21 protein-coding genes are annotated in these 20,316 nt (G+C 61.6%); 13 read left to right on the top strand and 8 right to left on the bottom strand.

Going from position 1 to position 20,316, the window contains the following annotated elements:
• Positions 1-51: 51 nt before the first annotated feature.
• The 4 genes from ytfR to N1058_RS00090 are packed head-to-tail and all read left to right on the top strand — an operon-like array spanning position 52 to position 4,326.
• Positions 52-1,569, top strand: a complete 1,518-nt coding sequence (gene ytfR / locus N1058_RS00105; RefSeq protein ID WP_265515458.1) for a galactofuranose ABC transporter, ATP-binding protein YtfR — start codon at positions 52-54, stop codon at positions 1,567-1,569.
• Entirely contained in the window at positions 1,566-2,591 is a 1,026-nt protein-coding gene (locus tag N1058_RS00100; RefSeq protein ID WP_265515457.1) for an ABC transporter permease, read from the top strand. Before ytfR ends, N1058_RS00100 begins: the two co-directional genes overlap by 4 nt.
• Positions 2,588-3,574, top strand: coding sequence for a galactofuranose ABC transporter, permease protein YjfF (gene yjfF, locus N1058_RS00095; protein ID WP_265515456.1), 987 nt, complete (start codon positions 2,588-2,590; stop codon positions 3,572-3,574). The genes N1058_RS00100 and yjfF overlap by 4 nt, the downstream gene beginning before the upstream one ends.
• A complete protein-coding gene (locus N1058_RS00090; RefSeq protein ID WP_265515455.1) occupies positions 3,574-4,326 on the top strand; it encodes a FadR/GntR family transcriptional regulator in 753 nt (250 codons plus the stop codon). Before yjfF ends, N1058_RS00090 begins: the two co-directional genes overlap by 1 nt.
• On the opposite strand, the gene argC is transcribed toward N1058_RS00090, so the two are convergent.
• Positions 4,323-5,258, bottom strand: coding sequence for an N-acetyl-gamma-glutamyl-phosphate reductase (argC, locus tag N1058_RS00085; RefSeq protein WP_265515454.1), 936 nt, complete (start codon positions 5,256-5,258; stop codon positions 4,323-4,325). The genes N1058_RS00090 and argC overlap by 4 nt on opposite strands.
• 92 nt (positions 5,259-5,350) lie before the next feature.
• Positions 5,351-6,295, bottom strand: a complete 945-nt coding sequence (speB, locus tag N1058_RS00080) for an agmatinase (protein WP_265515453.1) — start codon at positions 6,293-6,295, stop codon at positions 5,351-5,353.
• Between the two features lie 148 nt (positions 6,296-6,443).
• Here speB and N1058_RS00075 point away from each other — a divergent pair, with 148 nt between their 5' ends.
• On the top strand, positions 6,444-7,538 hold the full coding sequence (locus tag N1058_RS00075; protein WP_265515452.1) for an acyltransferase family protein: 1,095 nt from the start codon (positions 6,444-6,446) through the stop codon (positions 7,536-7,538).
• Positions 7,539-7,611: 73 nt separating this feature from the next.
• Here the strand turns inward: N1058_RS00075 and rpsI are convergent, their stop codons facing one another.
• From rpsI to N1058_RS00060, 3 genes are all read right to left on the bottom strand, one after another.
• Complete coding sequence (rpsI, locus tag N1058_RS00070) at positions 7,612-8,094, bottom strand: 30S ribosomal protein S9 (protein WP_265515451.1); 483 nt, start codon at positions 8,092-8,094, stop codon at positions 7,612-7,614.
• The gene (rplM, locus tag N1058_RS00065; RefSeq protein ID WP_265515450.1) at positions 8,087-8,560 is read right to left on the bottom strand and encodes a 50S ribosomal protein L13; all 474 of its coding nucleotides are present in this window, start codon (positions 8,558-8,560) and stop codon (positions 8,087-8,089) included. The genes rpsI and rplM overlap by 8 nt, the downstream gene beginning before the upstream one ends.
• A 234-nt stretch (positions 8,561-8,794) precedes the next feature.
• On the bottom strand, positions 8,795-9,253 hold the full coding sequence (locus N1058_RS00060) for a PaaI family thioesterase (RefSeq protein ID WP_265515449.1): 459 nt from the start codon (positions 9,251-9,253) through the stop codon (positions 8,795-8,797).
• Between the two features lie 127 nt (positions 9,254-9,380).
• Here N1058_RS00060 and N1058_RS00055 point away from each other — a divergent pair, with 127 nt between their 5' ends.
• The 3 genes from N1058_RS00055 (at position 9,381) to N1058_RS00045 (ending at position 12,364) form a co-directional block, all read left to right on the top strand.
• Positions 9,381-10,208 (top strand): enoyl-CoA hydratase, encoded by an 828-nt coding sequence (locus tag N1058_RS00055; protein WP_420847915.1) that lies wholly within the window; start codon positions 9,381-9,383, stop codon positions 10,206-10,208.
• A gap of 34 nt (positions 10,209-10,242) precedes the next feature.
• The gene (locus N1058_RS00050; RefSeq protein ID WP_265515448.1) at positions 10,243-10,764 is read left to right on the top strand and encodes a CoA-binding protein; all 522 of its coding nucleotides are present in this window, start codon (positions 10,243-10,245) and stop codon (positions 10,762-10,764) included.
• A 313-nt stretch (positions 10,765-11,077) separates the two neighbouring features.
• Positions 11,078-12,364: an O-acetylhomoserine aminocarboxypropyltransferase gene (locus N1058_RS00045; protein ID WP_265515447.1), complete on the top strand. Its 1,287-nt coding sequence runs from the start codon at positions 11,078-11,080 to the stop codon at positions 12,362-12,364.
• A gap of 21 nt (positions 12,365-12,385) precedes the next feature.
• Here N1058_RS00045 and N1058_RS00040 read toward each other — a convergent pair whose 3' ends face one another.
• Positions 12,386-12,856 carry an Lrp/AsnC family transcriptional regulator gene (locus N1058_RS00040; protein WP_265515446.1) on the bottom strand — a complete coding sequence of 157 codons (471 nt, stop codon included), beginning with the start codon at positions 12,854-12,856 and terminating at the stop codon, positions 12,386-12,388.
• Positions 12,857-12,980: 124 nt separating this feature from the next.
• Here N1058_RS00040 and N1058_RS00035 point away from each other — a divergent pair, with 124 nt between their 5' ends.
• The 5 genes from N1058_RS00035 to hupB all read left to right on the top strand — a co-directional run bounded on the left by N1058_RS00035 (position 12,981) and on the right by hupB (position 19,077).
• On the top strand, positions 12,981-13,601 hold the full coding sequence (locus N1058_RS00035) for a LysE family translocator (RefSeq protein WP_265515445.1): 621 nt from the start codon (positions 12,981-12,983) through the stop codon (positions 13,599-13,601).
• 119 nt (positions 13,602-13,720) lie between these two features.
• Positions 13,721-14,353, top strand: a complete 633-nt coding sequence (gene clpP / locus N1058_RS00030; protein ID WP_265515444.1) for an ATP-dependent Clp endopeptidase proteolytic subunit ClpP — start codon at positions 13,721-13,723, stop codon at positions 14,351-14,353.
• 295 nt (positions 14,354-14,648) lie between these two features.
• On the top strand, positions 14,649-15,923 hold the full coding sequence (gene clpX / locus N1058_RS00025) for an ATP-dependent Clp protease ATP-binding subunit ClpX (RefSeq protein ID WP_265515443.1): 1,275 nt from the start codon (positions 14,649-14,651) through the stop codon (positions 15,921-15,923).
• A gap of 262 nt (positions 15,924-16,185) precedes the next feature.
• Positions 16,186-18,600, top strand: coding sequence for an endopeptidase La (gene lon, locus N1058_RS00020; protein ID WP_265515442.1), 2,415 nt, complete (start codon positions 16,186-16,188; stop codon positions 18,598-18,600).
• 204 nt (positions 18,601-18,804) lie between these two features.
• Positions 18,805-19,077: a DNA-binding protein HupB gene (hupB, locus tag N1058_RS00015; protein ID WP_265515441.1), complete on the top strand. Its 273-nt coding sequence runs from the start codon at positions 18,805-18,807 to the stop codon at positions 19,075-19,077.
• A 79-nt stretch (positions 19,078-19,156) separates the two neighbouring features.
• Here hupB and N1058_RS00010 read toward each other — a convergent pair whose 3' ends face one another.
• Positions 19,157-19,633, bottom strand: a complete 477-nt coding sequence (locus N1058_RS00010) for a hypothetical protein (protein ID WP_265515440.1) — start codon at positions 19,631-19,633, stop codon at positions 19,157-19,159.
• Between the two features lie 430 nt (positions 19,634-20,063).
• Positions 20,064-20,316 (bottom strand): TonB-dependent receptor (locus N1058_RS00005; RefSeq protein WP_265515439.1); only part of this gene is annotated, 253 nt, incomplete at its 5' end.

Genomic DNA, 20,316 nt, shown 5'->3' with positions numbered 1-20,316 from the left:
TCAAGATGGCGTTTCAACGAAAACTCATCTTGATCTAGAACAGGACGGGTCATGTCGAGTGAACCGATGCTCCGCGTCGAAAACCTCACCAAGCGCTTTCCCGGCGCGCTGGCGCTCGATGCGGTCGATTTCAGCCTCAAGGCGGGCGAGGTACACGCACTCCTGGGCGAGAACGGCGCCGGCAAGTCGACGCTGATCAAATGCCTCACCGGCGCCTACCGCCGCGACAGCGGCGAGATCGTATTGGACGGGCAGCCTGTGGATCCCCGCGATACCTTCGACGCGCAGAAACTGGGCATCGGCACCGTCTATCAGGAGGTCAACCTCCTGCCCAATCTCACTGTCGCCGAAAACCTCTTCATGGGTCGCCAGCCGCTGCGCTTCGGCATGGTCGATACGCGTTCCATGAACCGCGACGCCCGGCAGATGCTGGCCCAATACGGGCTGGAGATAGATGTCGCCCGCGAACTCTCCGCCTATTCCGTCGCCGTACAGCAGATCGTCGCCATCGCCCGCGCCGTCGATCTCTCGGGCAAGGTGCTGATCCTCGACGAGCCGACCGCCAGCTTGGATGCGCATGAAGTGCGGATGGTCTTCGACATCGTGCGCTCGCTGCGCGAAAAGGGGCTGGGCATCATCTTCATCACCCACTTCCTCGACCAGGTCTTCGAGATATCCGACCGCCTCACCGTGCTGCGCAACGGCCGTCTTGTCGGTACCCGCGCTATCGCCGAGACGGAAAGGCTCGATCTCGTCACCATGATGCTGGGCCATGAGCTCTCCCAGGAAACGCGAGAACACGCGGCTGAACGCGGCGGCAAGCCGGAGACGCGCTTCCGCTTCCGTGGGTTCGGCAGGGCAAGGAGCATCGCGCCCTTCGATCTGGACATCGGGCGGGGCGAGGTGGTCGGCATGGCCGGGCTTCTCGGCTCGGGCCGGACCGAGACGGCCGAGGTTATTTTCGGCATCCGTCCACACGACAGCGGCAGCGCCGAAATGGACGGCGCGCCGCTTGCGCTGACCTCGCCGCGCAAAGCTATTGCCGCCGGTATCGGCTTCTGCCCCGAGGACCGAAAGACCGACGGCATCGTCGGCGATCTTTCCGTGCGCGAGAACATCATCCTGGCGCTCCAGGCCCGCCGAGGCTGGGCGCGGCCGCTTTCGGCACGCGAGCAGAACACTCTGGCCGACCGCTTCATCAAGGCGCTCGACATTCGCACCTCCGACCGGGAGAAGCCGATCAAGCTGTTGTCGGGCGGCAACCAGCAAAAGGCGATCCTGGCGCGCTGGCTCGCGACGGAGCCGCAACTGCTCATTCTCGACGAGCCGACCCGTGGCATCGACGTTGGCGCCCATGCCGAGATCATCAGGCTGATCGAGGATTTGTGCGCCGAGGGCATGTCCCTCCTGGTGATCTCGTCCGAGCTTGAGGAACTGGTCGCCTATGCACGCCGCATCGTCGTGTTGCGCGATCGGGCGCATGTGACCGAGCTCGGCGGCGCCGAGATCGACACGGATAGCATCGTCCGCGCCATTGCCGCGGATGCCGGTACGGAGATCGGGACATGAATGCAGAGACGCTCGGCGCCGTACGCCGCTTTCTGCCGCAGATCGTGGCGCTGTTCGCCATTCTGGCGATCAATACCGCCGTATTTCCCGGATTTCTCGATATCACGGTGCAGAACGACCGATTCTATGGAAGCCTGATCGATATCCTGAACCGGGGCGCGCCCGTGGCCCTGCTCGCCATCGGCATGACGCTGGTCATCGCAACCAAGGGCATCGATCTTTCGGTCGGGGCGGTCATGGCTATATGCGGTGCTGTGGCCGCGTCCGGGGTCGCCGGCGGAGGCAGCGTCGCCATGGCGGTCACCACGGCACTCGTCGTCGGCGTGGCCTGTGGCGCCTGGAACGGCATGCTGGTCGCCATGCTCGGCATTCAGCCGATTGTCGCCACGCTCATCCTGATGGTCGCCGGGCGCGGCATAGCGCAGCTGATTACCGAAGGCGTCATCCTGACCTTCAACAATGAGGGCCTCGCCTTCTTCGGCAGCGGATCGATATTCGCGCTGCCCGTGCCGGTGCTGCTGTGGATCGGCATGGGCGTGCTCGTGGCCTTTGTCGTACGGCGCACCGCGCTGGGGCTTCTGATCGAAGCCATCGGCGTCAATCGCCGTGCCGCAACGCTGAGCGGCGTCAACAGCCATGTGCTGCTGATAACGGTCTACATGATTTCAGGCCTGTGCGCGGCCATTGCCGGCGTCATCGCCGCCGCCGACATTCGCGGGGCGGATGCCAACAATGCCGGCCTGTGGCTTGAGCTCGACGCCATTCTGGCCGTGGTGATCGGCGGCACATCGCTTCTGGGAGGGCGGTTCACGCTGCTTGGTTCTCTCATTGGCGCCATGATCATCCAGTCGATCAATACCGGCATTCTCAGCTCGGGCTTCCCGCCGGAGTTCAACCTCATCATCAAGGCCGTCATCATCCTCCTCATCCTGGTTATCCAGTCGCCTGCGCTTCGCACGTTCGTTGTGTTCTGGCGGGGCCCGAAGGAGGAAGTCTTCGACAAGGAGCAATCGGCGCCATGAAGTCACGCTACCTGCCGCTGGCGGCCACAACCGCGATCTTCCTGATTGCCTATGCGCTCTGTTACGCCCAGTTCCCCGCCATGCTGTCGACGCGGGTGATCGGCAACCTGCTGACCGACAACGCCTTTCTGGGCATCGCCGCCGTCGGCATGACATTCGTGATCCTGTCGGGCGGGATCGATCTTTCGATAGGTTCGGTCATCGCCTTCACCACGGTCTTCATCGCCGTCGTGCTGGCCAACAGCTCCATGCATCCGCTGGCGGTCTTCGCGCTGGCGCTCGTCATCACCACGTTGTTCGGCGCGACCATGGGCGCGATCATCCATTATCTGGAGATGCCGCCCTTCATCGTCACGCTCGCCGGCATGTTCCTGGCGCGCGGCATGGCCTTTGTCCTGTCGACCGATTCGATTCCGATCGCCCATGAGTTCTACAGCGTTCTGCAGTCGCTTTACTGGCGGATGCCGGGTGGCGGGCGGCTGACGCTGATTGGCGGCCTGATGCTGCTGGTGTTCCTGATCGGCATGGTGCTTGCCCATCGCACCCGTTTTGGGGCCAATGTCTATGCGCTGGGTGGTGGCGTCGCCACCGCGCGGCTGATGGGCGTTTCGGTGGGCCATACGACGATCTGCATTTACGCGCTTTCGGGCCTTCTTGCCGGGCTCTCGGGCATCGTCTTCTCGCTCTACACGACGGCCGGCTATTCCCTTGCCGCTGTCGGTGTCGAGCTCGACGCTATCGCCGCCGTCGTCATCGGCGGAACGCTTCTGACCGGCGGCAGCGGATTCGTCGCAGGTACGCTGCTTGGAATTCTCATCATGGGTCTGATACAGACCTACATCATCTTCGATGGCACGCTATCTAGCTGGTGGACGAAGATCGTGATCGGAGTTCTGCTGTTCGTGTTCATTTTCTTGCAGAAGGGGATACTCTGGGCCACCTCCAGGAATGCGGCGGCACTTGAGAACGCACATGGGCGGTAATGGGGCTTTTTGAGACGACACTTTCCGGATCGTTGCGCCGCACCAGCCATTCGCATGTGGTGAACGAACTCGGTCGTGAGATCGTCTCCGGCACAATCCCCATAGGTTCGATCCTTCCAGGCGACAATGAACTTGCCGATCGATTCAAGGTCTCAAGAACGGTCCTGCGGGAGGCGATGAAGACATTGTCGGCCAAGGGCCTGATCGTGCCGCGCGCGCGCATCGGCACCAGGGTAACCGAGCGCAAGCAGTGGAACCTTTTCGACGCGGACGTCCTGTCCTGGCATCTGGAGCGCGGCTTCGACCGACTCTTCCTAATCCATTTGAGTGAGATGCGGCTTTCCTTTGAGCCAAGCGCGGCCGAGCTGGCGGCAAAGCGGGCCACGCCTGAAAATGTCCGCGCGCTGTTGCGCATAGCCGACGAGATGTCGTCGGCCGGAACGCCCGAGGATCTCATTCGCGCCGATCTGCAATTTCATCTGACGGTTCTGCAGGCCTGCGAGAATCCGTTCATGTACAATGTCGGCTCGCTTATCGAAGCAGCGCTCGTCGGTGCTTTCGGCTTGAGTTCTCCCGACCGGCCGTCGCGTGAATTCCAGGAGATCGGCCACTCGCACCACCTGATCGCCGAAGCCATCTCACGGCGCGACCCACCAGCCGCCGCCGAGGCCATGCGTCAGGTCATCCTCATCGGCCGTGACCACGCCCTGGGGCGCGTTGATGGTGGGAAAGCTCCGCCTGAGGCCGACTAAACGCCCATGCCGCGCAGCATGAGGTTCATGTTCTGGACAGCCGCGCCGGACGCGCCCTTGCCGAGATTGTCGTAGACGGCGACCAGAAGGGCCTGCGCTCGTGCCTCGTTGACGAAAAGATGGAGGCGCATGGCATCGGTGCCGTTGAGCGCCTGCGGCTCCAGTGTCGGCGAACGTTCCATCGCCTCCAGCGGGGCGACCTCCACGACGCTTTCCTTCAGCCCGGCATAATGGTCGGCGATGGCCGCATGAAGCTCGGCGCCCGTGGGAACCTTGTCGAGAAGGGCCAATTGCAGGGGCACGACGGTGATCATGCCCTGGGCGAAGTCGCCCACCGCCGGCTGCATCAGCGCATCGCGCGAGAGCCCAGCATAGGCCTTGAGCTCCGGCAGGTGCTTGTGGTTCAGGGTCAGGCCATAGGGCAGGAATTCCGGGGCGTCTTCGCCTTGGCTCTCGTAATCCTCGATCATCGTGCGACCGCCGCCCGAATAGCCGGTAATGCCGTTTACCGTTACCGGGAAGTTGGCCGGCAGCAGGCCGGCCTTCACCAGCGGGCGAAGGACAGCTATCGGCCCCTGCGGCCAGCAGCCGGGATTTGCGACCCGTTTTGCATTGGCAATAGCATCCGCCTGCACGGCGTCGATCTCCGCAAAACCGTAGATCCAGCCGTCGGCCACCCGATGGGCGGTGGAGGCGTCGATAACGCGGGTCGTCTCGTTCTCGATCAGCGCGACGCTTTCCCGCGCGGCATCGTCGGGAAGGCACAGGATCGCGATGTCGGCCCGGTTGAGATAGTCCGCGCGCGCGGCCCGGTCTTTCCGTTGCGCGACCGGAACGGAGATGATCTCGATGTCCCTGCGTTCGGCAAGCCGCGATCTGATTTGCAGTCCCGTGGTGCCGTGTTCGCCGTCAATGAAGATTTTTGCCGTCATTTTCCAAGTCCGAAAAAGAGTCCGGTTTCAAATGGTTGAAACGCCCCGCTGAAACAATGCGAAAAGCGACGATAATCGCCGCGCGGGTTCGATTATCGTCGCTTTTCTGCCAGCAGGCCCAGATAATGCATGGCAACCGACGCGCCGGCGATGGCCGTGATGTCGGCATGGTCATAGGCCGGCGACACCTCGACGATGTCTGCGCCGACCACGTTCAGCCCGCCAAGCTGGCGCAGCACCGACAGAACTTTGGCTGTCGAAGGTCCGCCGGCAACCGGCGTTCCTGTGCCGGGTGCGAAGGCGGGGTCCAGACAGTCGATGTCGAAGGTGAGATAAGCCGGCAGGTCGCCTACGCGCTGCCTGATCACCTCGGCAATCTCGCCGGCCCGCATCTCCTCGATCTCATGGCCGTGCAGCATCTGGATGCCGCAATCTTCAGGAGCGTGCGTGCGTATGCCGATCTGGATGGAGTGTGCGGCGTCGATGGTGCCGTCACGCGCTGCGCGCCCGACGAAGGAGCCGTGATCGATCCGCTTGCCGTCGTCCGGCCACGTGTCCTGATGCGCGTCAAACTGGATGAGGGCGAGGGGCCCGTGCTTTGCTTCATGCGCCTTGAGCAGCGGCCACGTCACGAAATGATCACCCCCGAGCGTCACGAGGAACGCGCCGTTGGCGACAATGCCAGCCGCCTCGCGCTCGATGGTGGCCGGCGTCTCCTGATGATTGCCATAGTCGAGCAGGCAATCGCCATAGTCGACCACCGCAAGCTTCTCGAACAGGTCGAGATGGAACGGATATTGCGGATCGTTGTCGAAGATGGCCGATGCCCGCCGAATGGCTTGCGGTCCGAAACGCGCGCCTGGCCGGTTCGATACGGCCGCATCGAACGGCACGCCCCAGACCACGGCATCGGCTCCCTCGACGTCCTTCGAGTATTTGCGCCGCATGAAGGAAAGCGCACCGGCATAGGTAGGGTCCTGGGCTGCGCCCACGGCCTGATGTGCGGTGAAGGCATGGTCGATGGATTTCGGGGGCATCTGGCTTCTCGCTGCGATCACTGAGCGATGGCATGTGGCTTGCTGCGGTACCCCTCTGTCAAGGCTGAGTTGCGTGTGACGCCCGAATTTGTGTCGAACCGGGACACTGTTCGGCGTCCGTGAGCCTTTCTGGAACAAGCAGGATAACATGGCGGCACATGAACGGGGCGTGGAGCATGGCGGGACCGAGGAGCCTCGGCCTGGTGCTGGCGAGATACTCTATTCAGTGCAGTATCTGCGTGCTGCCGCTGCCTATCTGGTCGTTCTGTTCCACCTGACGGCATCGCTCGGCGGCGAAACGAAACAGGCCACCGGTTTCGCCGTTGGCGCGATCGGGGTCGACATCTTCTTCATCCTGAGCGGCTTCGTCATGGCGCTCATCGTCGACAGGTCGCCGCGCATCGACAACCGGTTTCTGATACGGCGGCTGGCGCGCATCGTGCCGCTCTACCATTTGATGACGCTCGCTCTCTTCATGGTAGTGCTCTCCGCGCCGTCGCTCCTGAACACGGCCCGTGCCGACTTCGCTCATCTGGCAAGCTCGCTGCTCTTCCTGCCCTACGACAGCCCGGGAGGCGGCAACCATCCCATCCTGACGTTGGGCTGGACGCTCAACTATGAGATATTCTTCTATGTCCTGATAGCGTTGTGTGTCCGACTGTTCCACGATCGGACGCTTCTAAGCGTTGTCGCCCTGCTTTGCGGGCTGGCCGCACTGGGAACCATGCTGGGCAGCAACACTTTGGTGGCGCGCTTCTACCTAGACCCGATCATCCTCGAATTCGGGATCGGTATCCTTGTCTATCGCTACATCTATCGGGAGCAGGGCGGGCCGCGTGTCGGTGTCTATTGGCTGGCGCTTTTCACCGGGCTGCTGATCCTCCTGCTTCGCTACGACATAACCAGCCAGGACTGGCGTTTCATCGCTTTCGGAATACCAGCGAGCCTGATCGTGGCAGGCGGGGTGAAGACCTTAAATTTCAGGGTCGAGTGGCTGCGCCGGCTGGGTGACTGGTCCTTTTCCACCTACCTGATCCACGTCTATGTGATCCAGTTGGCGGTAAAGCTCGTCCTGCCGGCGCTCGCCCCGTCGATGATGACGCCGCTGCCGCTGGCGCTGATCGTCCTGCCGGTGACGATCCTGGCTTCCGCGATTCTCTATCGCCATGTGGAGATGCCGGCGATGAGCTGGGTGCTGCACGTTACCGGCAGTAGGCGGCGGCAGGCGGCCCCGGCAACCTGAACGACACAGAGGTTTGCCACCAACAAAAAAGCGGGCCCGAAGACCCGCTTTTCCGCATCGATGATGATGAAGCTTAGCGCTTGGAGAACTGGAAGGAGCGGCGAGCCTTGGCCCGGCCGTACTTCTTGCGCTCCACCACGCGGCTGTCGCGGGTCAGGAAACCGCCCTTCTTGAGCACGGCGCGAAGCTCCGGCTCGTAATAGGTGAGGGCCTTCGAGATGCCGTGGCGCACCGCGCCCGCCTGGCCCGACAGTCCGCCGCCGACAACCGTGGCGACGACATCGTACTGGCCGTTGCGGTTGGCTGCGATGATCGGCTGCTGCAGGATCATCTGCAGAACCGGCCGTGCGAAATAGGCTGCGAATTCCTTGCCGTTGACCGAGATCTTGCCCGTGCCCGGCTTCACCCAGACACGCGCGATGGCGTTCTTGCGCTTGCCGGTGGCGTAGGCGCGACCCTGGGCGTCCAACTTCTGGACATGAACCGGGGCTTCCGGCTGCACGGCGGTCGCCTGCGTTGCCTCACCCAGTTCCTGGAGAGAGTTGATTTCAGCCATATGCCTTGACCCTTACATTCTTCTTGCTCATCGCCGCAACGTCGAGCGTCTCGGGCTGCTGGGCGGTATGAGGATGATCGGCGCCTGCGTAGACGCGCAGATTCTTCATCTGGCGGCGGCCGAGCGGTCCACGGGGGATCATGCGCTCAACGGCCTTTTCGACCACGCGCTCGGGAAAACGGCCTTCAAGAATGTCGCGCGCGGTGCGCTCCTTGATGCCGCCCGGGTGACCGGTGTGCCAGTAATACTTCTTGTCCTGGTGCTTCTTGCCGGTGAACACCACCTTGCCCGCATTGATGATGATGACATTGTCGCCATCGTCCACATGAGGGGTGAAGGTGGGCTTGTGCTTGCCGCGCAGGCGGTTTGCTACGATGGTGGCGAGGCGCCCGACGACCAGCCCTTCGGCGTCGATCAGGATCCACTTCTTCTCCACCTCCGCAGGCTTCTGCGAGAAGGTTTTCATGCGTTTTTCCACTTCAAAGACCGGGCCGCGAGGCCGGGCGTTTCTTGTTGCTTGAACCGATGGCCGCGACGGATATTCAAAAATATCGGCGGACCCTCGAAACATTGAGGCCGTAACCGCAATCTGCGGGCTTATAGAAGGGGCGGCGGATCAAGTCAAGCGGAAGAAAGACGTTCTTGGATAAGAAAGTGAAATGAAAACAATATGTTAGATCAGAGGTATTATAATACCTCATCATTTCGACGCTGGCGGGATGGAATAGGTGCCCGTGGCGTGCGCCACCAACTCTTCGGCCTTGCCGGCCACAACCGCGACGTCGAATACCATCAGTGCCTTGCCGAGCTTCAGTATCCGGCAGATGCCGTCGATCTCGCCGGCTTCCGCCTTGCGCATGAAATTGATGTTGAGATTGGTGGTCACCGCCAGCGCCTGCCTGCCGATATGGGAGAGCGCGCAGACATAGCCGCCGATATCGGCAAGCGTGAAAAGGGCGGGGCCGGACACCGTGCCGCCCGGTCGCAAATGCCGTTCCCCGGCCGTCAGCCGCACCCGGCAGCCGCCCGGCCAAACCTCTACCGCCCGGTATTCCGTATAATCTGTATTGAGCTGCGGATAGACCACCATGAGATAGGCATTCACTTCATCCGCGCCCATTACCGGGGTCAATGGCGGTTTCGCCGTCCTTGCGTCCATGCAATGTCCTCCCTTTGCTTCCAATTTGGCACTGCTGCCTCCCAAAGGAAAGACGCGCGCCGCACAATGCCACTGTAGTCGCCGCGTCCCCTATGTTAGGTGAATTGGCCAAACAGGAGAAACGGGTATGGCGCAAACGGCACAAGCGCATCCGGAAATGCAAGCACCGCTAGCCCTCGTGCAGGCCGCGTCAAACGGCGGCGTGTTGACGCTCACCCTTTCCAATCCGCCCGCGAACGCGCTTTCTATCGCCATGATGGAGGCGCTCAAGGGCGCGCTCGACCGGGCGCGCGCGGACAACGATGTGAAGGTCGTCGTGCTGGCCCACGAGGGCAAGGTCTTCTGCGCCGGCCACGACCTCAAGGAGATGACCGCGCATCGCGCCGATGCGGACCGGGGGCGGGCCTTTTTCACCGAGACCATGGGCCTGTGCTCGGATCTCATGCAGACCATCGTCCGCCATCCCAAACCGGTGATCGCGGCGGTAGGCGGGGTGGCGACTGCCGCCGGCTGCCAACTCGTCGCCTCTTGCGATCTGGCAGTGGCTGCGCATGGCGCGCGGTTCGCAACGCCGGGCGTCAATATCGGCCTGTTCTGCTCCACGCCCATGGTGGCTCTGTCGCGCAATGTCAGCCGCAAGCACGCGATGGAAATGCTTCTGACCGGCCAGATGATCGACGCCGAAACAGCGCTGAGCTTCGGGCTCGTCAACCGCGCCGTGCCCGCCGAAGCATTGAATCGAACCGTCAGCGAACTGGCGCAATCCATTGCATCCAAATCACCTTTGACGCTCAAGATCGGCAAGGAAGCCTTCTACGCACAGATCGAAATGGGGCTTACGGAAGCCTATGACTATGCCGCCCGCGTCATGGTCGAGAACATGATGGCGCGCGACGCCGAGGAAGGCATCGGTGCCTTCATCGAGAAGCGCAAGCCGGAGTGGAAGGGCGAATGATGGCAGGGCGCGGCTTGCGAGCCTGGGAGAAAGAATGAACCACGACACCTACGACAACGCCTATATCTCCGGCATCCTCAACACGGTGAAGTCCATCGCCATCATCGGCGCATCGGCGAACGATGTGCGCCCGAGCTTCTTCGTCACCAAATATCTCCTCGACAAGGGCTACGAGGTCTTTCCGGTCAATCCGGGGCAGGCGGGCAAGGAGATCGCCGGCGCGATGACCTATGCCTCGCTGGCCGATTTGCCGAGGCCTGTCGATATGATCGATATTTTCCGCGCTTCCAGCGCCGTTCCCGGCATTACCGACGACATCCTCGCCATGGACCCGCTGCCCAAGGTGGTCTGGATGCAGTTGGCGATCCGCGACGACGCTTCTGCTGAGCGGCTGGAGGAAAAGGGCATCAGGGTCGTCATGAACCGCTGCCCCAAGATCGAATATGCGAGGCTTTCCGGCGAAATCGGCTGGAACGGCGTCAACAGCCGGACGATCTCGTCCAAAAAACCGGTGATGAGACAGGGTTTCCAGAGCTTCGGCATCAGGCAGCGCTGAAAACGTTCCAGCGAGGCGGTCCGGCCAAGCGGTGGACATGTTTTCGGTTCTGGCATGGATCCTCGGGTCAAGCCCGAGGATGACGAACTGTACGGTAGGATACCGTCAACCGCCCGCCTTGATGATTTACAAAAGCACCTCAACCTTCGTCATCCTCGGGCTTGACCCGAGGATCCATGCCAGAACGGTGATGAGACGCGCCGGCCTTGCCGAATGATTCCCTTCAGCCGCCGGAAATAGGGCAAATCTTCTTTGCCTCACTCGCCGTCGCCTGTATTGATGACCCGGAATTTTGCCAAAGCGGAGGATATCGATGATCGAGCGCACACCTGGTTTTGAAACACTGGCCGTCCACGCGGGCGCGACCCCCGATCCCGCAACCGGCGCGCGCGCCACACCGATTTATCAGACGACATCCTATGTGTTCGATGACGTCGATCACGCCGCCTCGCTCTTCGGTCTCAAGGCGTTCGGCAATATCTATACGCGCATCATGAACCCGACCCAGGCCGTGCTCGAGGAGCGCGTGGCCGCGCTCGAGGGCGGTACGGCGGCGCTGGCGACGGCTTCGGGCCACGGCGCGCAATTGCTCGTCTTCCACAATATGATGCGCCCCGGCGATAATTTCATCGCGGCCAGGCGCCTTTACGGCGGATCGATCAACCAGTTCGGTCACGCCTTCAAGAACTTCGACTGGCAGGTGCGCTGGGCCGACCCATTCGACCTGGACAGCTTCGAAAGCCAGATAGACGAACGCACCCGCGCGATCTTCATAGAGAGCCTGGCCAATCCCGGCGGCACCTTCGTCGACATCGCCGCGATCGCCGAGATCGCACGCAGACACGCCCTGCCGCTGGTGGTCGACAACACCATGGCCTCGCCGTATCTGGTTCGGCCGATCGAGCATGGGGCGGATATCGTCGTGCACTCGCTCACGAAGTTCATGGGCGGGCATGGTAATTCCATGGGCGGCATACTGGTCGACGGCGGCACCTTCGATTGGTCGAAATCGGGCAATTACCCGATGCTGTCCGAGCCCCGGCCGGAATATGGCGGCATGGTGCTGCATGAGACCTTCGGCAATTTCGCCTTCGCCATCGCCGCCCGTGTGCTGGGCCTGCGCGACTTCGGTCCGGCGATCTCGCCGTTCAACGCCTTCATGCTCCTGACCGGCATCGAAACCCTGCCGCTCCGGATGCAGCGCCATTGCGACAACGCTCTCAAGGTAGCGACGTGGCTGAAGGATCAGCCTGCCGTCGACTGGGTTTCCTATCCGGGGCTGCCGGACGATTCGAACCATGAGCTGATGCAGAAATATTCGCCGAAAGGCGCCGGCGCCGTCTTCACCTTCGGCCTCAAGGGCGGCTTTGATGCCGGCGTCAAGGTCGTCGAAGGTGTCGAGCTTTTCTCGCATCTGGCCAATATCGGCGACACCAAGTCGCTCATCATCCATCCGGCCTCCACCACCCACCGCCAGCTCACCGACGAGCAAAAGCAAGCGGCCGGCGCGGGCAACGACGTCATTCGCCTTTCCATCGGCATCGAGGACGCGGACGATATCATCGCCGATCTGGAGCAGGCGCTGGCGAAGGCCGACTGAACTTTATACTGAGCTTGGCGATCAGGAGGGAACCGGCAACGGTCCGTCCGTCTTCACCGGACGCAGCGAGAAGTTGGACCGGATATCTTGGACCATCGGCAGGTTGAGCAGCACGTTGCTGAGCAGTTGCTCATAGGCAGCGAGATCGGGGACGACGATCTCGGCTATGAAGTCGGGTGCGCCTGAGACCATGTGGCAGGAGACGATTTCGGGAACGCCCTCCAGTGCCTCCTGAAGCGCGTCGGCGTTCTTCCTAGTATGGCGTCCGACCTTGATCTCCGTCAGCACGGTGAGACCGAGGCCGGTGGCAGCTCTGTCGACGATGGCCCGGTAGCCCCGAATGATCCCTTCGGCTTCCAGCCGCTTGACCCGGCGCAGGCAGGGGGAGGGCGAAAGGCCCACCTTGTCGGCCAGCTCGACATTGGTAAGCCTGCCGTCCTGCTGCAGAGCCCGAAGAATGTTATGATCGATCGCATCCAGTTTGTTTGGCATGATCATCAACCTTGTCCAAGTTCCATGGCATTTTATGCTGGAACAGCAATCTTTACAGCCACAAAACGCAAGGACACGTCCCTGTCGGCGAAGGCAATATGCGGTTCCAGCATGGAGCCACGTGATGCCGATCGAACTTTGGACGACTTTCATAGTCGCGTCTCTGCCTGTGCATTTCGCGCCGGGTCCGAACAATGTGCTGGCGTTTACCCTGGCCACGGCGCGGGGTTACCGCGTCGCGCACATGGCCTCGTTCGGTCGCTATCCCGCCTATTTGATGATCTTCCTGGCGGCCGGTCTGGGGCTTGGCATCCTCCTCGCTCAGTCGCCTGTTGCCTTTAGCGCGGTCAGGATCATTGGCGCGGTCTATCTTGCCTGGATCGGCCTGCGCATGGTCCGCCAGGCTGGCAGCATCAATGACATTGCGGAGGCTGGCGGCAATGATCTCTCAGTATGGCCTGCCGCGAGGCGCGAATTCGCCGTGGCGATCCTCAATCCCAAAGCAGTGGTCTTCGCCACTGCTTTCTACGCGCAGTTCGTCGACCCGAGCTTGCCGGGCTATGCGACGCAGTTCGCCTCCATGGTAGCCGTCTCGCTGAGCCTGGAATGCACGGCTGCGGGCTTCTATGCGCTGCTCGGCGGCATGCTGCGCGGCCGGGCCGGCGGCCGCTCCGGCCTGGTGGTCTTGACCCGCATATTGGGAGTGATCATGATCGGCTTTGCCGGGCTTCTGGCAGCAGGTTGAGAAAACGCGAGCGCTCCACCCTTGCACAGAGGGAAGGGGACATCTTATCTATCGCGATTGAACCGAACGATTCTGCCGTTTTGCGCCTTGCCGGCGCATCCTGCCCGAAAGGTGTATCCATGCCCAATCCATTCGAGACCGCGATGAACCTTGTGCCGATGGTCGTCGAGCAGACCAATCGGGGGGAGCGCGCCTATGATATCTTCTCGCGCCTTCTCAAGGAGCGCATCATCTTCATCACCGGGCCCATCGAGGACGGCATGGCCTCCTTGGTCTGCGCCCAGCTTCTGTTCCTGGAGGCCGATAATCCGAAGAAGGAGATCGCCCTTTACATCAATTCGCCGGGCGGCGTCGTCACCTCCGGCATGGCGATCTACGACACGATGCAGTTCATCCAGCCGCCGGTCTCCACCCTGTGCATGGGGCAGGCGGCTTCCATGGGCTCGCTGCTGCTGTGCGCCGGCGCCAAGGGCATGCGCTTCGCCACGCCCAATGCGCGCGTCATGGTGCATCAGCCCTCCGGCGGTTTCCAGGGCCAGGCCTCGGACATCGAGCGTCACGCCCAGGACATCATCAAGCTGAAGCGCCGCCTCAACGAGGTTTACGTCCAGCATACGGGCCAGGACTACGAGACCATTGAAAAAACGCTCGATCGCGATCATTTCATGACGTCGGACGAGGCAAAGGAATTCGGTCTGATCGACAAGGTGATCACGCAGCGCGAAGCGATTGAGGGCGTGCATTCTGTCTGACGGGGCGATTCGGCGGGAAAGCCGGCTCATGACGAAAAGTTTTGCTACCGGCTGCGTCATTTCCGTCACAATTTGCTGTTCCGTAGAGGCTGGCAACGCCTTACGTTAAGCCTATGTTGAGTTTCAACACCCTAGTCTCGACCAGGGATAATGAGTCGTTGCCGCGCTTTCCGATTTGTGTTTCGTTCGGAAACCGAGAATTGGGCGATCTGCTTCGGGGCTGTGCATGTTGCGCGGATCGCTCTCCCGGCGCCGTCGATCCCATCGGGCACCGGTGTACTGAAAGGACTGTGAAATGAGCAAGATCAGCAACAGCGGTGGTGATTCCAAGAACACCCTGTACTGCTCGTTCTGCGGCAAGAGCCAGCACGAGGTGCGCAAGCTGATTGCGGGACCGACCGTGTTCATCTGCGATGAATGCGTTGAATTGTGCATGGACATCATCCGCGAGGAAAACAAATCGTCGATGGTGAAGTCGCGCGAAGGCGTGCCCACACCGCAGGACATCATCAAGGTTCTCGACGACTATGTGATTGGCCAGAACCACGCCAAGCGCGTGCTGTCGGTCGCCGTTCACAACCACTACAAGCGGCTGGCGCATGCGGGCAAGAACCAGGAAGTCGAACTGGCGAAGTCGAATATCCTCCTGATCGGCCCCACCGGTTGCGGCAAGACGCTGCTGGCTCAGACGTTGGCTCGCATCATCGACGTGCCGTTCACCATGGCCGATGCGACGACGCTTACCGAAGCCGGATATGTCGGCGAGGACGTTGAGAACATCATCCTGAAGCTGCTGCAGTCGGCCGACTATAATGTCGAGCGCGCCCAGCGGGGCATCGTCTATATCGACGAGATCGACAAGGTCTCCCGCAAGTCGGACAATCCCTCCATCACCCGCGATGTCTCGGGCGAGGGTGTCCAGCAGGCGCTGCTGAAAATAATGGAAGGCACGGTCGCTTCCGTGCCGCCGCAGGGCGGGCGCAAGCATCCGCAGCAGGAATTCCTGCAGGTCGATACGTCCTCGATCCTGTTCATCTGCGGTGGTGCATTCGCCGGTCTTGAAAAGATCATCTCCGACCGCGGACGCAAGACCTCGATCGGCTTTGGCGCCAATGTGTCCTCGGTCGAGGACCGCCGCCAGGGCGAGCTTCTGCGCCAGGTGGAGCCGGAGGATCTTCTTAAATTCGGTCTCATACCCGAATTCGTCGGCCGTTTGCCCGTGCTGGCGACGCTCGAGGATCTCGACGAACCGGCCCTGGTGGAAATTCTCTCAGCGCCGAAGAATGCGCTCGTCAAGCAGTATCAGCGCCTGTTCGAGATGGAGAATGTCGAGTTGACGTTCCATGAGAACGCCCTGAATGCGATTGCCAAGAGGGCGATCGAGCGCAAAACCGGCGCCCGTGGGCTACGTTCCATCATGGAATCGATCCTGCTTGACACGATGTTCGAGTTGCCGGCGCTGGAAGGCGTGCAGGAGGTCGTGATCTCCGACGAGGTCGTGGCCGGAAATGCGCGTCCGCTCTACATTTATGCCGAGCGCGAAAAGGAAAAGGGCAGCGTCAGCGCGTGACGCGCGACGCCTGGCGATGCGACCCGGCCGGAGCGGCGAAGCTTTCGCCTAGGCCGGAACACGCTATGCTGCTGTGAGTGTCTTGCACGCCGCCCTTGATCTCGCCGCCGCGGACCTCCAAGTAATGGAGGAACCGCGGCGGGTTTTTGTTCCTGATGGTGGTGTTGCAATTGCAAGCCTGGCATGGGCGAACCGGCTTCCCTTTCTAAACACGATGCCGCAAGCTGGCTATGGAGCGGCTGCGGCGTGAGAAGGCTGAATAATGACTGAAACCCCGAACATTTCCGGCAATACCCTTTTCCCGGTGCTGCCCCTGCGCGACATCGTGGTGTTTCCGCACATGATCGTGCCGCTCTTTGTGGGGCGCGAAAAGTCGATCAAGGCTCTGGAAGAGGTGATGGGTGCGGAGAAGCAGGTGCTTCTGGCCACTCAGATGAACGCCGCTGACGACGATCCGGAGGCTTCTGCGATCTACGACATCGGTACGCTTGCCAATGTGTTGCAGCTCCTGAAGCTTCCCGATGGCACGGTGAAGGTGCTGGTCGAGGGTACATCGCGCGCCCGTATCACCGATTTCACCGAACGCGACGCCTTTCATGAAGCGCGCGCCGAGGTGCTGAGCGATCCCGAAGAGGACGAAGTCGAAATCGAGGCGCTGGCCCGTTCCGTGGTCGGCGACTTCGAAAACTACGTGAAGCTCAACAAGAAGATTTCGCCCGAGGTCGTGGGCGCGGCGAGCCAGATCGAGGACTACTCCAAGCTGGCCGACACCGTCGCCTCGCATCTGGCAATCAAGATTCCCGAGAAGCAGGAGATGCTCGCCACGCTTTCCGTGCGCGAGCGGCTGGAAAAGGCCATGGGCTTCATGGAAGCTGAAATCTCCGTGCTGCAGGTGGAAAAGCGCATCCGCTCGCGTGTCAAGCGCCAGATGGAGAAGACCCAGCGCGAATACTACCTCAACGAACAGATGAAGGCGATCCAGAAGGAGCTCGGTGAGGGCGAGGACGGCCGCAACGAGGCCGCCGAACTGGAAGAGCGCATCAAGAAGACCAGGCTTTCCAAGGAGGCCCGCGAGAAGGCGGAGGCCGAATTGAAGAAGCTGGCCACCATGTCGCCGATGTCGGCCGAAGCCACGGTCGTGCGCAACTATCTGGACTGGCTCCTGTCGATTCCGTGGAAGAAGAACTCCAAGGTCAGCCACGATCTGGCGCGCGCCGAGGAAGTGCTCGAGAACGATCACTTCGGCCTCGACAAGGTCAAGGAACGCATCGTCGAATACCTCGCCGTGCAGTCCCGCCAGAAGAAGCTGAAGGGCCCGATCCTGTGCCTCGTCGGCCCTCCCGGCGTAGGCAAGACCTCGCTCGCCAAGTCGATCGCCAAGGCGACCGGCCGCGAATATATTCGTATGGCGCTGGGCGGCGTGCGTGACGAGGCCGAGATCCGCGGCCACCGCCGCACCTATATCGGCTCGATGCCCGGCAAGGTCATCCAGTCGATGAAGAAGGCGAAGAAGTCCAATCCGCTCTTCCTGCTCGACGAGATCGACAAGATGGGCATGGATTTCCGCGGCGACCCGTCCTCGGCTCTGCTGGAGGTTCTGGACCCCGAGCAGAACATGACCTTCATGGATCATTACCTTGAGGTCGAATACGACCTGTCGAGCGTGATGTTCGTGACGACCGCGAATACGCTGAACATCCCGCCGGCCCTGATGGACCGCATGGAGATCATCCGTATCGCCGGTTACACCGAGGATGAGAAGGTCGAGATCGCCAAGCGGCATCTCCTGCCCAAGGCCGTGCGCGAGCATGCGCTCAAGGAAGAGGAGTTCTCGGTCACCGACGGCGCGTTGCACGAGATCATCCGCACCTATACCCGCGAGGCGGGTGTGCGCAACCTTGAGCGCGAGCTGATGAAGCTGGCCCGCAAGGCGGTGACGGAGATCATCAAGACCGGCAACAAGAAGGTTGAGGTGACGGAAGACAATCTGGCCGACTATCTGGGCGTCAAGCGCTTCCGCTTCGGACAGGCCGAGGGCGAGGATCAACTCGGCGTCGTGACAGGCCTTGCCTGGACCGAGGTCGGGGGCGAGCTTCTGACCATCGAAGGCGTTATGATGCCCGGCAAGGGCAAGATGACGGTCACCGGCAATCTGCGCGACGTGATGAAGGAATCGATCTCCGCCGCCGCCTCCTATGTGCGTTCGCGTGCGGTCGATTTCGGCATCGAGCCACCGATCTTCGACAAGAAGGACATCCACGTGCATGTGCCGGAAGGCGCGACGCCCAAGGATGGCCCGTCGGCCGGCGTCGCCATGGTGACGGCGATCGTCTCGATCATGACCGGCATTCCCGTGCGCAAGGACATCGCCATGACTGGCGAGGTCACACTGCGCGGTCGGGTGCTGCCCATCGGCGGCCTCAAGGAAAAGCTCCTGGCGGCTCTGCGCGGCGGCCTGAAGACGGTGTTGATCCCCGAGGAGAACGCCAAGGATCTGGTCGATATTCCCGAGAACGTGAAGAGCGGTCTCGAGATCATTCCCGTTAGCCGGGTCGGCGAGGTGCTGGAGCATGCACTGGTGAGCAAGCCCGTGCCGATCAAGTGGGTGGAGCCGGTGGCCGACCCCGCCAAAGTCGACGTTGCCGACAAGGCGGGATCGCAGACGGTGGCACACTAGCCTGCCGTCAGGGGCAAAATTGTGCACTGCAACCAGAAAAAGCCGGCTTCATTGCCGGCTTTTTTCTGAAAACCGCGGAAAACCGGGGGTTTTTGAGCTCATTTGTTCATTTCTCGCTTGGTTGCCCCCTTGCTTCTTCATATTCTGCGCACCTCGCCGGTTGAGTCGCTCTCCGGCCGAAATTAAGGAAGGGGTTTATAGTTTATGAACAAGAACGAACTGGTATCCGCCGTTGCCGACAAGGCTGGCCTGTCAAAGGGCGACGCGCAGTCGGCTGTCGACGCGGTCTTCACCGTTGTCACCGATGAGCTCAAGAAGGGCGGCGACGTTCGGCTTGTGGGCTTTGGCAACTTCAGCGTTTCGCGGCGCGAGGCCTCCAAGGGCCGCAACCCGCAGACCGGCGCAGAAGTCGACATCCCGGCCCGCAACGTTCCGAAATTCTCCGCTGGCAAGGGCCTGAAAGACGCGATCAACTGATTCCGTCTGGAGCATCAGCTTCAGAAAAGGCCGGGCTCTCAGCCCGGCTTTTTTGTTTCGGCGATCGCAGCCATCTCTGTCACGATCCCGGTATGGCGCACGTCACGCGGGCAGTGTCGATCGCTCGGAGCTTTCCGACGGCGGGATCGAACCTGACCGCCCAGATCGTATCTGCCGCCTCGATCCAGCCGCCCGTATCCTTGACGTTCACGATTCCTGCTACCGTCGGCTCAAGACGCCCATCGATCTCGCATTCTCCGATTGCCCAAGCTTGCCTGTCGGTCAGCGCGGGGGTGTCGATCATGTCGAGCACGCGCAACAAGGGCTGGCGGTCGGCCATGCGCGTTTTTTGCTCGGCGATTATGGCGATCACGTCGCCTTCGGCATTCTCCAACGTGCCGATAGAATAGCCGCAAATGTCTCGGCCGTCGGGAATACACGCGCCCATACTGCTGGAAAAACCGTCGGGGTAGGGTGGAACTTCGGCGCCGATCAAACTGCCTGCCGCCGCCGGTCCGGCGGAAAAAAGTGCAAGAAGCAAGTAAGCCCGTCTCATTCACGCCATCTCCAGAAACAAGGGCGGCAAAGGCGGCGGTCGTTCAGCGCGATTTAGCTGGCGATCTCACCAGGGAGCACAATGGAGCTAAACGCGCAATGAAATTTGAGGCGTAGCTGCTTCTCGCGGAGAGCCTAGCGAACCGAGTATAGCACGCCATCACCGCCCCCTCTTTCAGATTGCGGGCACCGTGGCGAGATGCGTGACCTCGTCACGGGTGGCGGCATGCGCCGTGTTCCCGCCCTTGCGCGGCGAGCGGATACTCTCTTCGGCCGGGTACTGCTTGCAGGTTGACGATGTGCAAATGAAAATGAGGGCCACGACCAGCGGCGGTCGTGACCCTCTTCAACATTGACAACGCGCGGGATTGCCGCGCCGGCGCGGAAGGGGCCGGCGCTACGACGTGCCGGCCCCTTCGGCGGTAGATGGCCTACCAGTTCACGGTATAGACGGCCTTCACGGTGGTTCCTGGCGCAGGCAGATGGCTCGTATTGGTGCCGCTGCGCAAGAGCTGGCTGTAAACGGGCGCATAATCCGCATTGAAGAGATTCTCGATACCGACGTCCAGCTTACCCCTAGGCAGTTCAAAGCTGGAATAGGCGTCGACGACCAGATAGTCCTCCACCGCCCGACCGCCGAAGCCGACACCGTCCTCGAAGGCGCGGTCACGGCTGCCCGAATAA

The organism is Nitratireductor luteus (genome assembly GCF_026162365.1).
GTDB classification, from domain to species: Bacteria; Pseudomonadota; Alphaproteobacteria; order Rhizobiales; family Rhizobiaceae; genus Chelativorans; species Chelativorans luteus.
Note: the sequence above shows the minus strand (reverse complement) of the source record. Positions and strands in the feature narration are given on the sequence as shown.

Excerpts from the sequence above, each read along its gene's own strand:
- hupB (WP_265515441.1), top strand. The coding sequence starts at position 18,805 with ATGAACAAGAACGAACTGGTATCCGCCGTTGCCGACAAGGCTGGCCTG.
- rpsI (WP_265515451.1), bottom strand. The coding sequence starts at position 8,094 with ATGGCTGAAATCAACTCTCTCCAGGAACTGGGTGAGGCAACGCAGGCG.
- N1058_RS00090 (WP_265515455.1), top strand. The coding sequence starts at position 3,574 with ATGGGGCTTTTTGAGACGACACTTTCCGGATCGTTGCGCCGCACCAGC.
- N1058_RS00010 (WP_265515440.1), bottom strand. The coding sequence starts at position 19,633 with ATGAGACGGGCTTACTTGCTTCTTGCACTTTTTTCCGCCGGACCGGCG.
- N1058_RS00100 (WP_265515457.1), top strand. The coding sequence starts at position 1,566 with ATGAATGCAGAGACGCTCGGCGCCGTACGCCGCTTTCTGCCGCAGATC.
- ytfR (WP_265515458.1), top strand. The coding sequence starts at position 52 with ATGTCGAGTGAACCGATGCTCCGCGTCGAAAACCTCACCAAGCGCTTT.
- lon (WP_265515442.1), top strand. The coding sequence starts at position 16,186 with ATGACTGAAACCCCGAACATTTCCGGCAATACCCTTTTCCCGGTGCTG.
- N1058_RS00055 (WP_420847915.1), top strand. The coding sequence starts at position 9,381 with ATGGCGCAAACGGCACAAGCGCATCCGGAAATGCAAGCACCGCTAGCC.
- rplM (WP_265515450.1), bottom strand. The coding sequence starts at position 8,560 with ATGAAAACCTTCTCGCAGAAGCCTGCGGAGGTGGAGAAGAAGTGGATC.
- N1058_RS00075 (WP_265515452.1), top strand. The coding sequence starts at position 6,444 with ATGGCGGCACATGAACGGGGCGTGGAGCATGGCGGGACCGAGGAGCCT.
- clpX (WP_265515443.1), top strand. The coding sequence starts at position 14,649 with ATGAGCAAGATCAGCAACAGCGGTGGTGATTCCAAGAACACCCTGTAC.
- speB (WP_265515453.1), bottom strand. The coding sequence starts at position 6,295 with ATGCCCCCGAAATCCATCGACCATGCCTTCACCGCACATCAGGCCGTG.
- N1058_RS00050 (WP_265515448.1), top strand. The coding sequence starts at position 10,243 with ATGAACCACGACACCTACGACAACGCCTATATCTCCGGCATCCTCAAC.
- N1058_RS00040 (WP_265515446.1), bottom strand. The coding sequence starts at position 12,856 with ATGCCAAACAAACTGGATGCGATCGATCATAACATTCTTCGGGCTCTG.
- argC (WP_265515454.1), bottom strand. The coding sequence starts at position 5,258 with ATGACGGCAAAAATCTTCATTGACGGCGAACACGGCACCACGGGACTG.
- yjfF (WP_265515456.1), top strand. The coding sequence starts at position 2,588 with ATGAAGTCACGCTACCTGCCGCTGGCGGCCACAACCGCGATCTTCCTG.
- N1058_RS00035 (WP_265515445.1), top strand. The coding sequence starts at position 12,981 with ATGCCGATCGAACTTTGGACGACTTTCATAGTCGCGTCTCTGCCTGTG.
- N1058_RS00060 (WP_265515449.1), bottom strand. The coding sequence starts at position 9,253 with ATGGACGCAAGGACGGCGAAACCGCCATTGACCCCGGTAATGGGCGCG.
- N1058_RS00045 (WP_265515447.1), top strand. The coding sequence starts at position 11,078 with ATGATCGAGCGCACACCTGGTTTTGAAACACTGGCCGTCCACGCGGGC.
- clpP (WP_265515444.1), top strand. The coding sequence starts at position 13,721 with ATGCCCAATCCATTCGAGACCGCGATGAACCTTGTGCCGATGGTCGTC.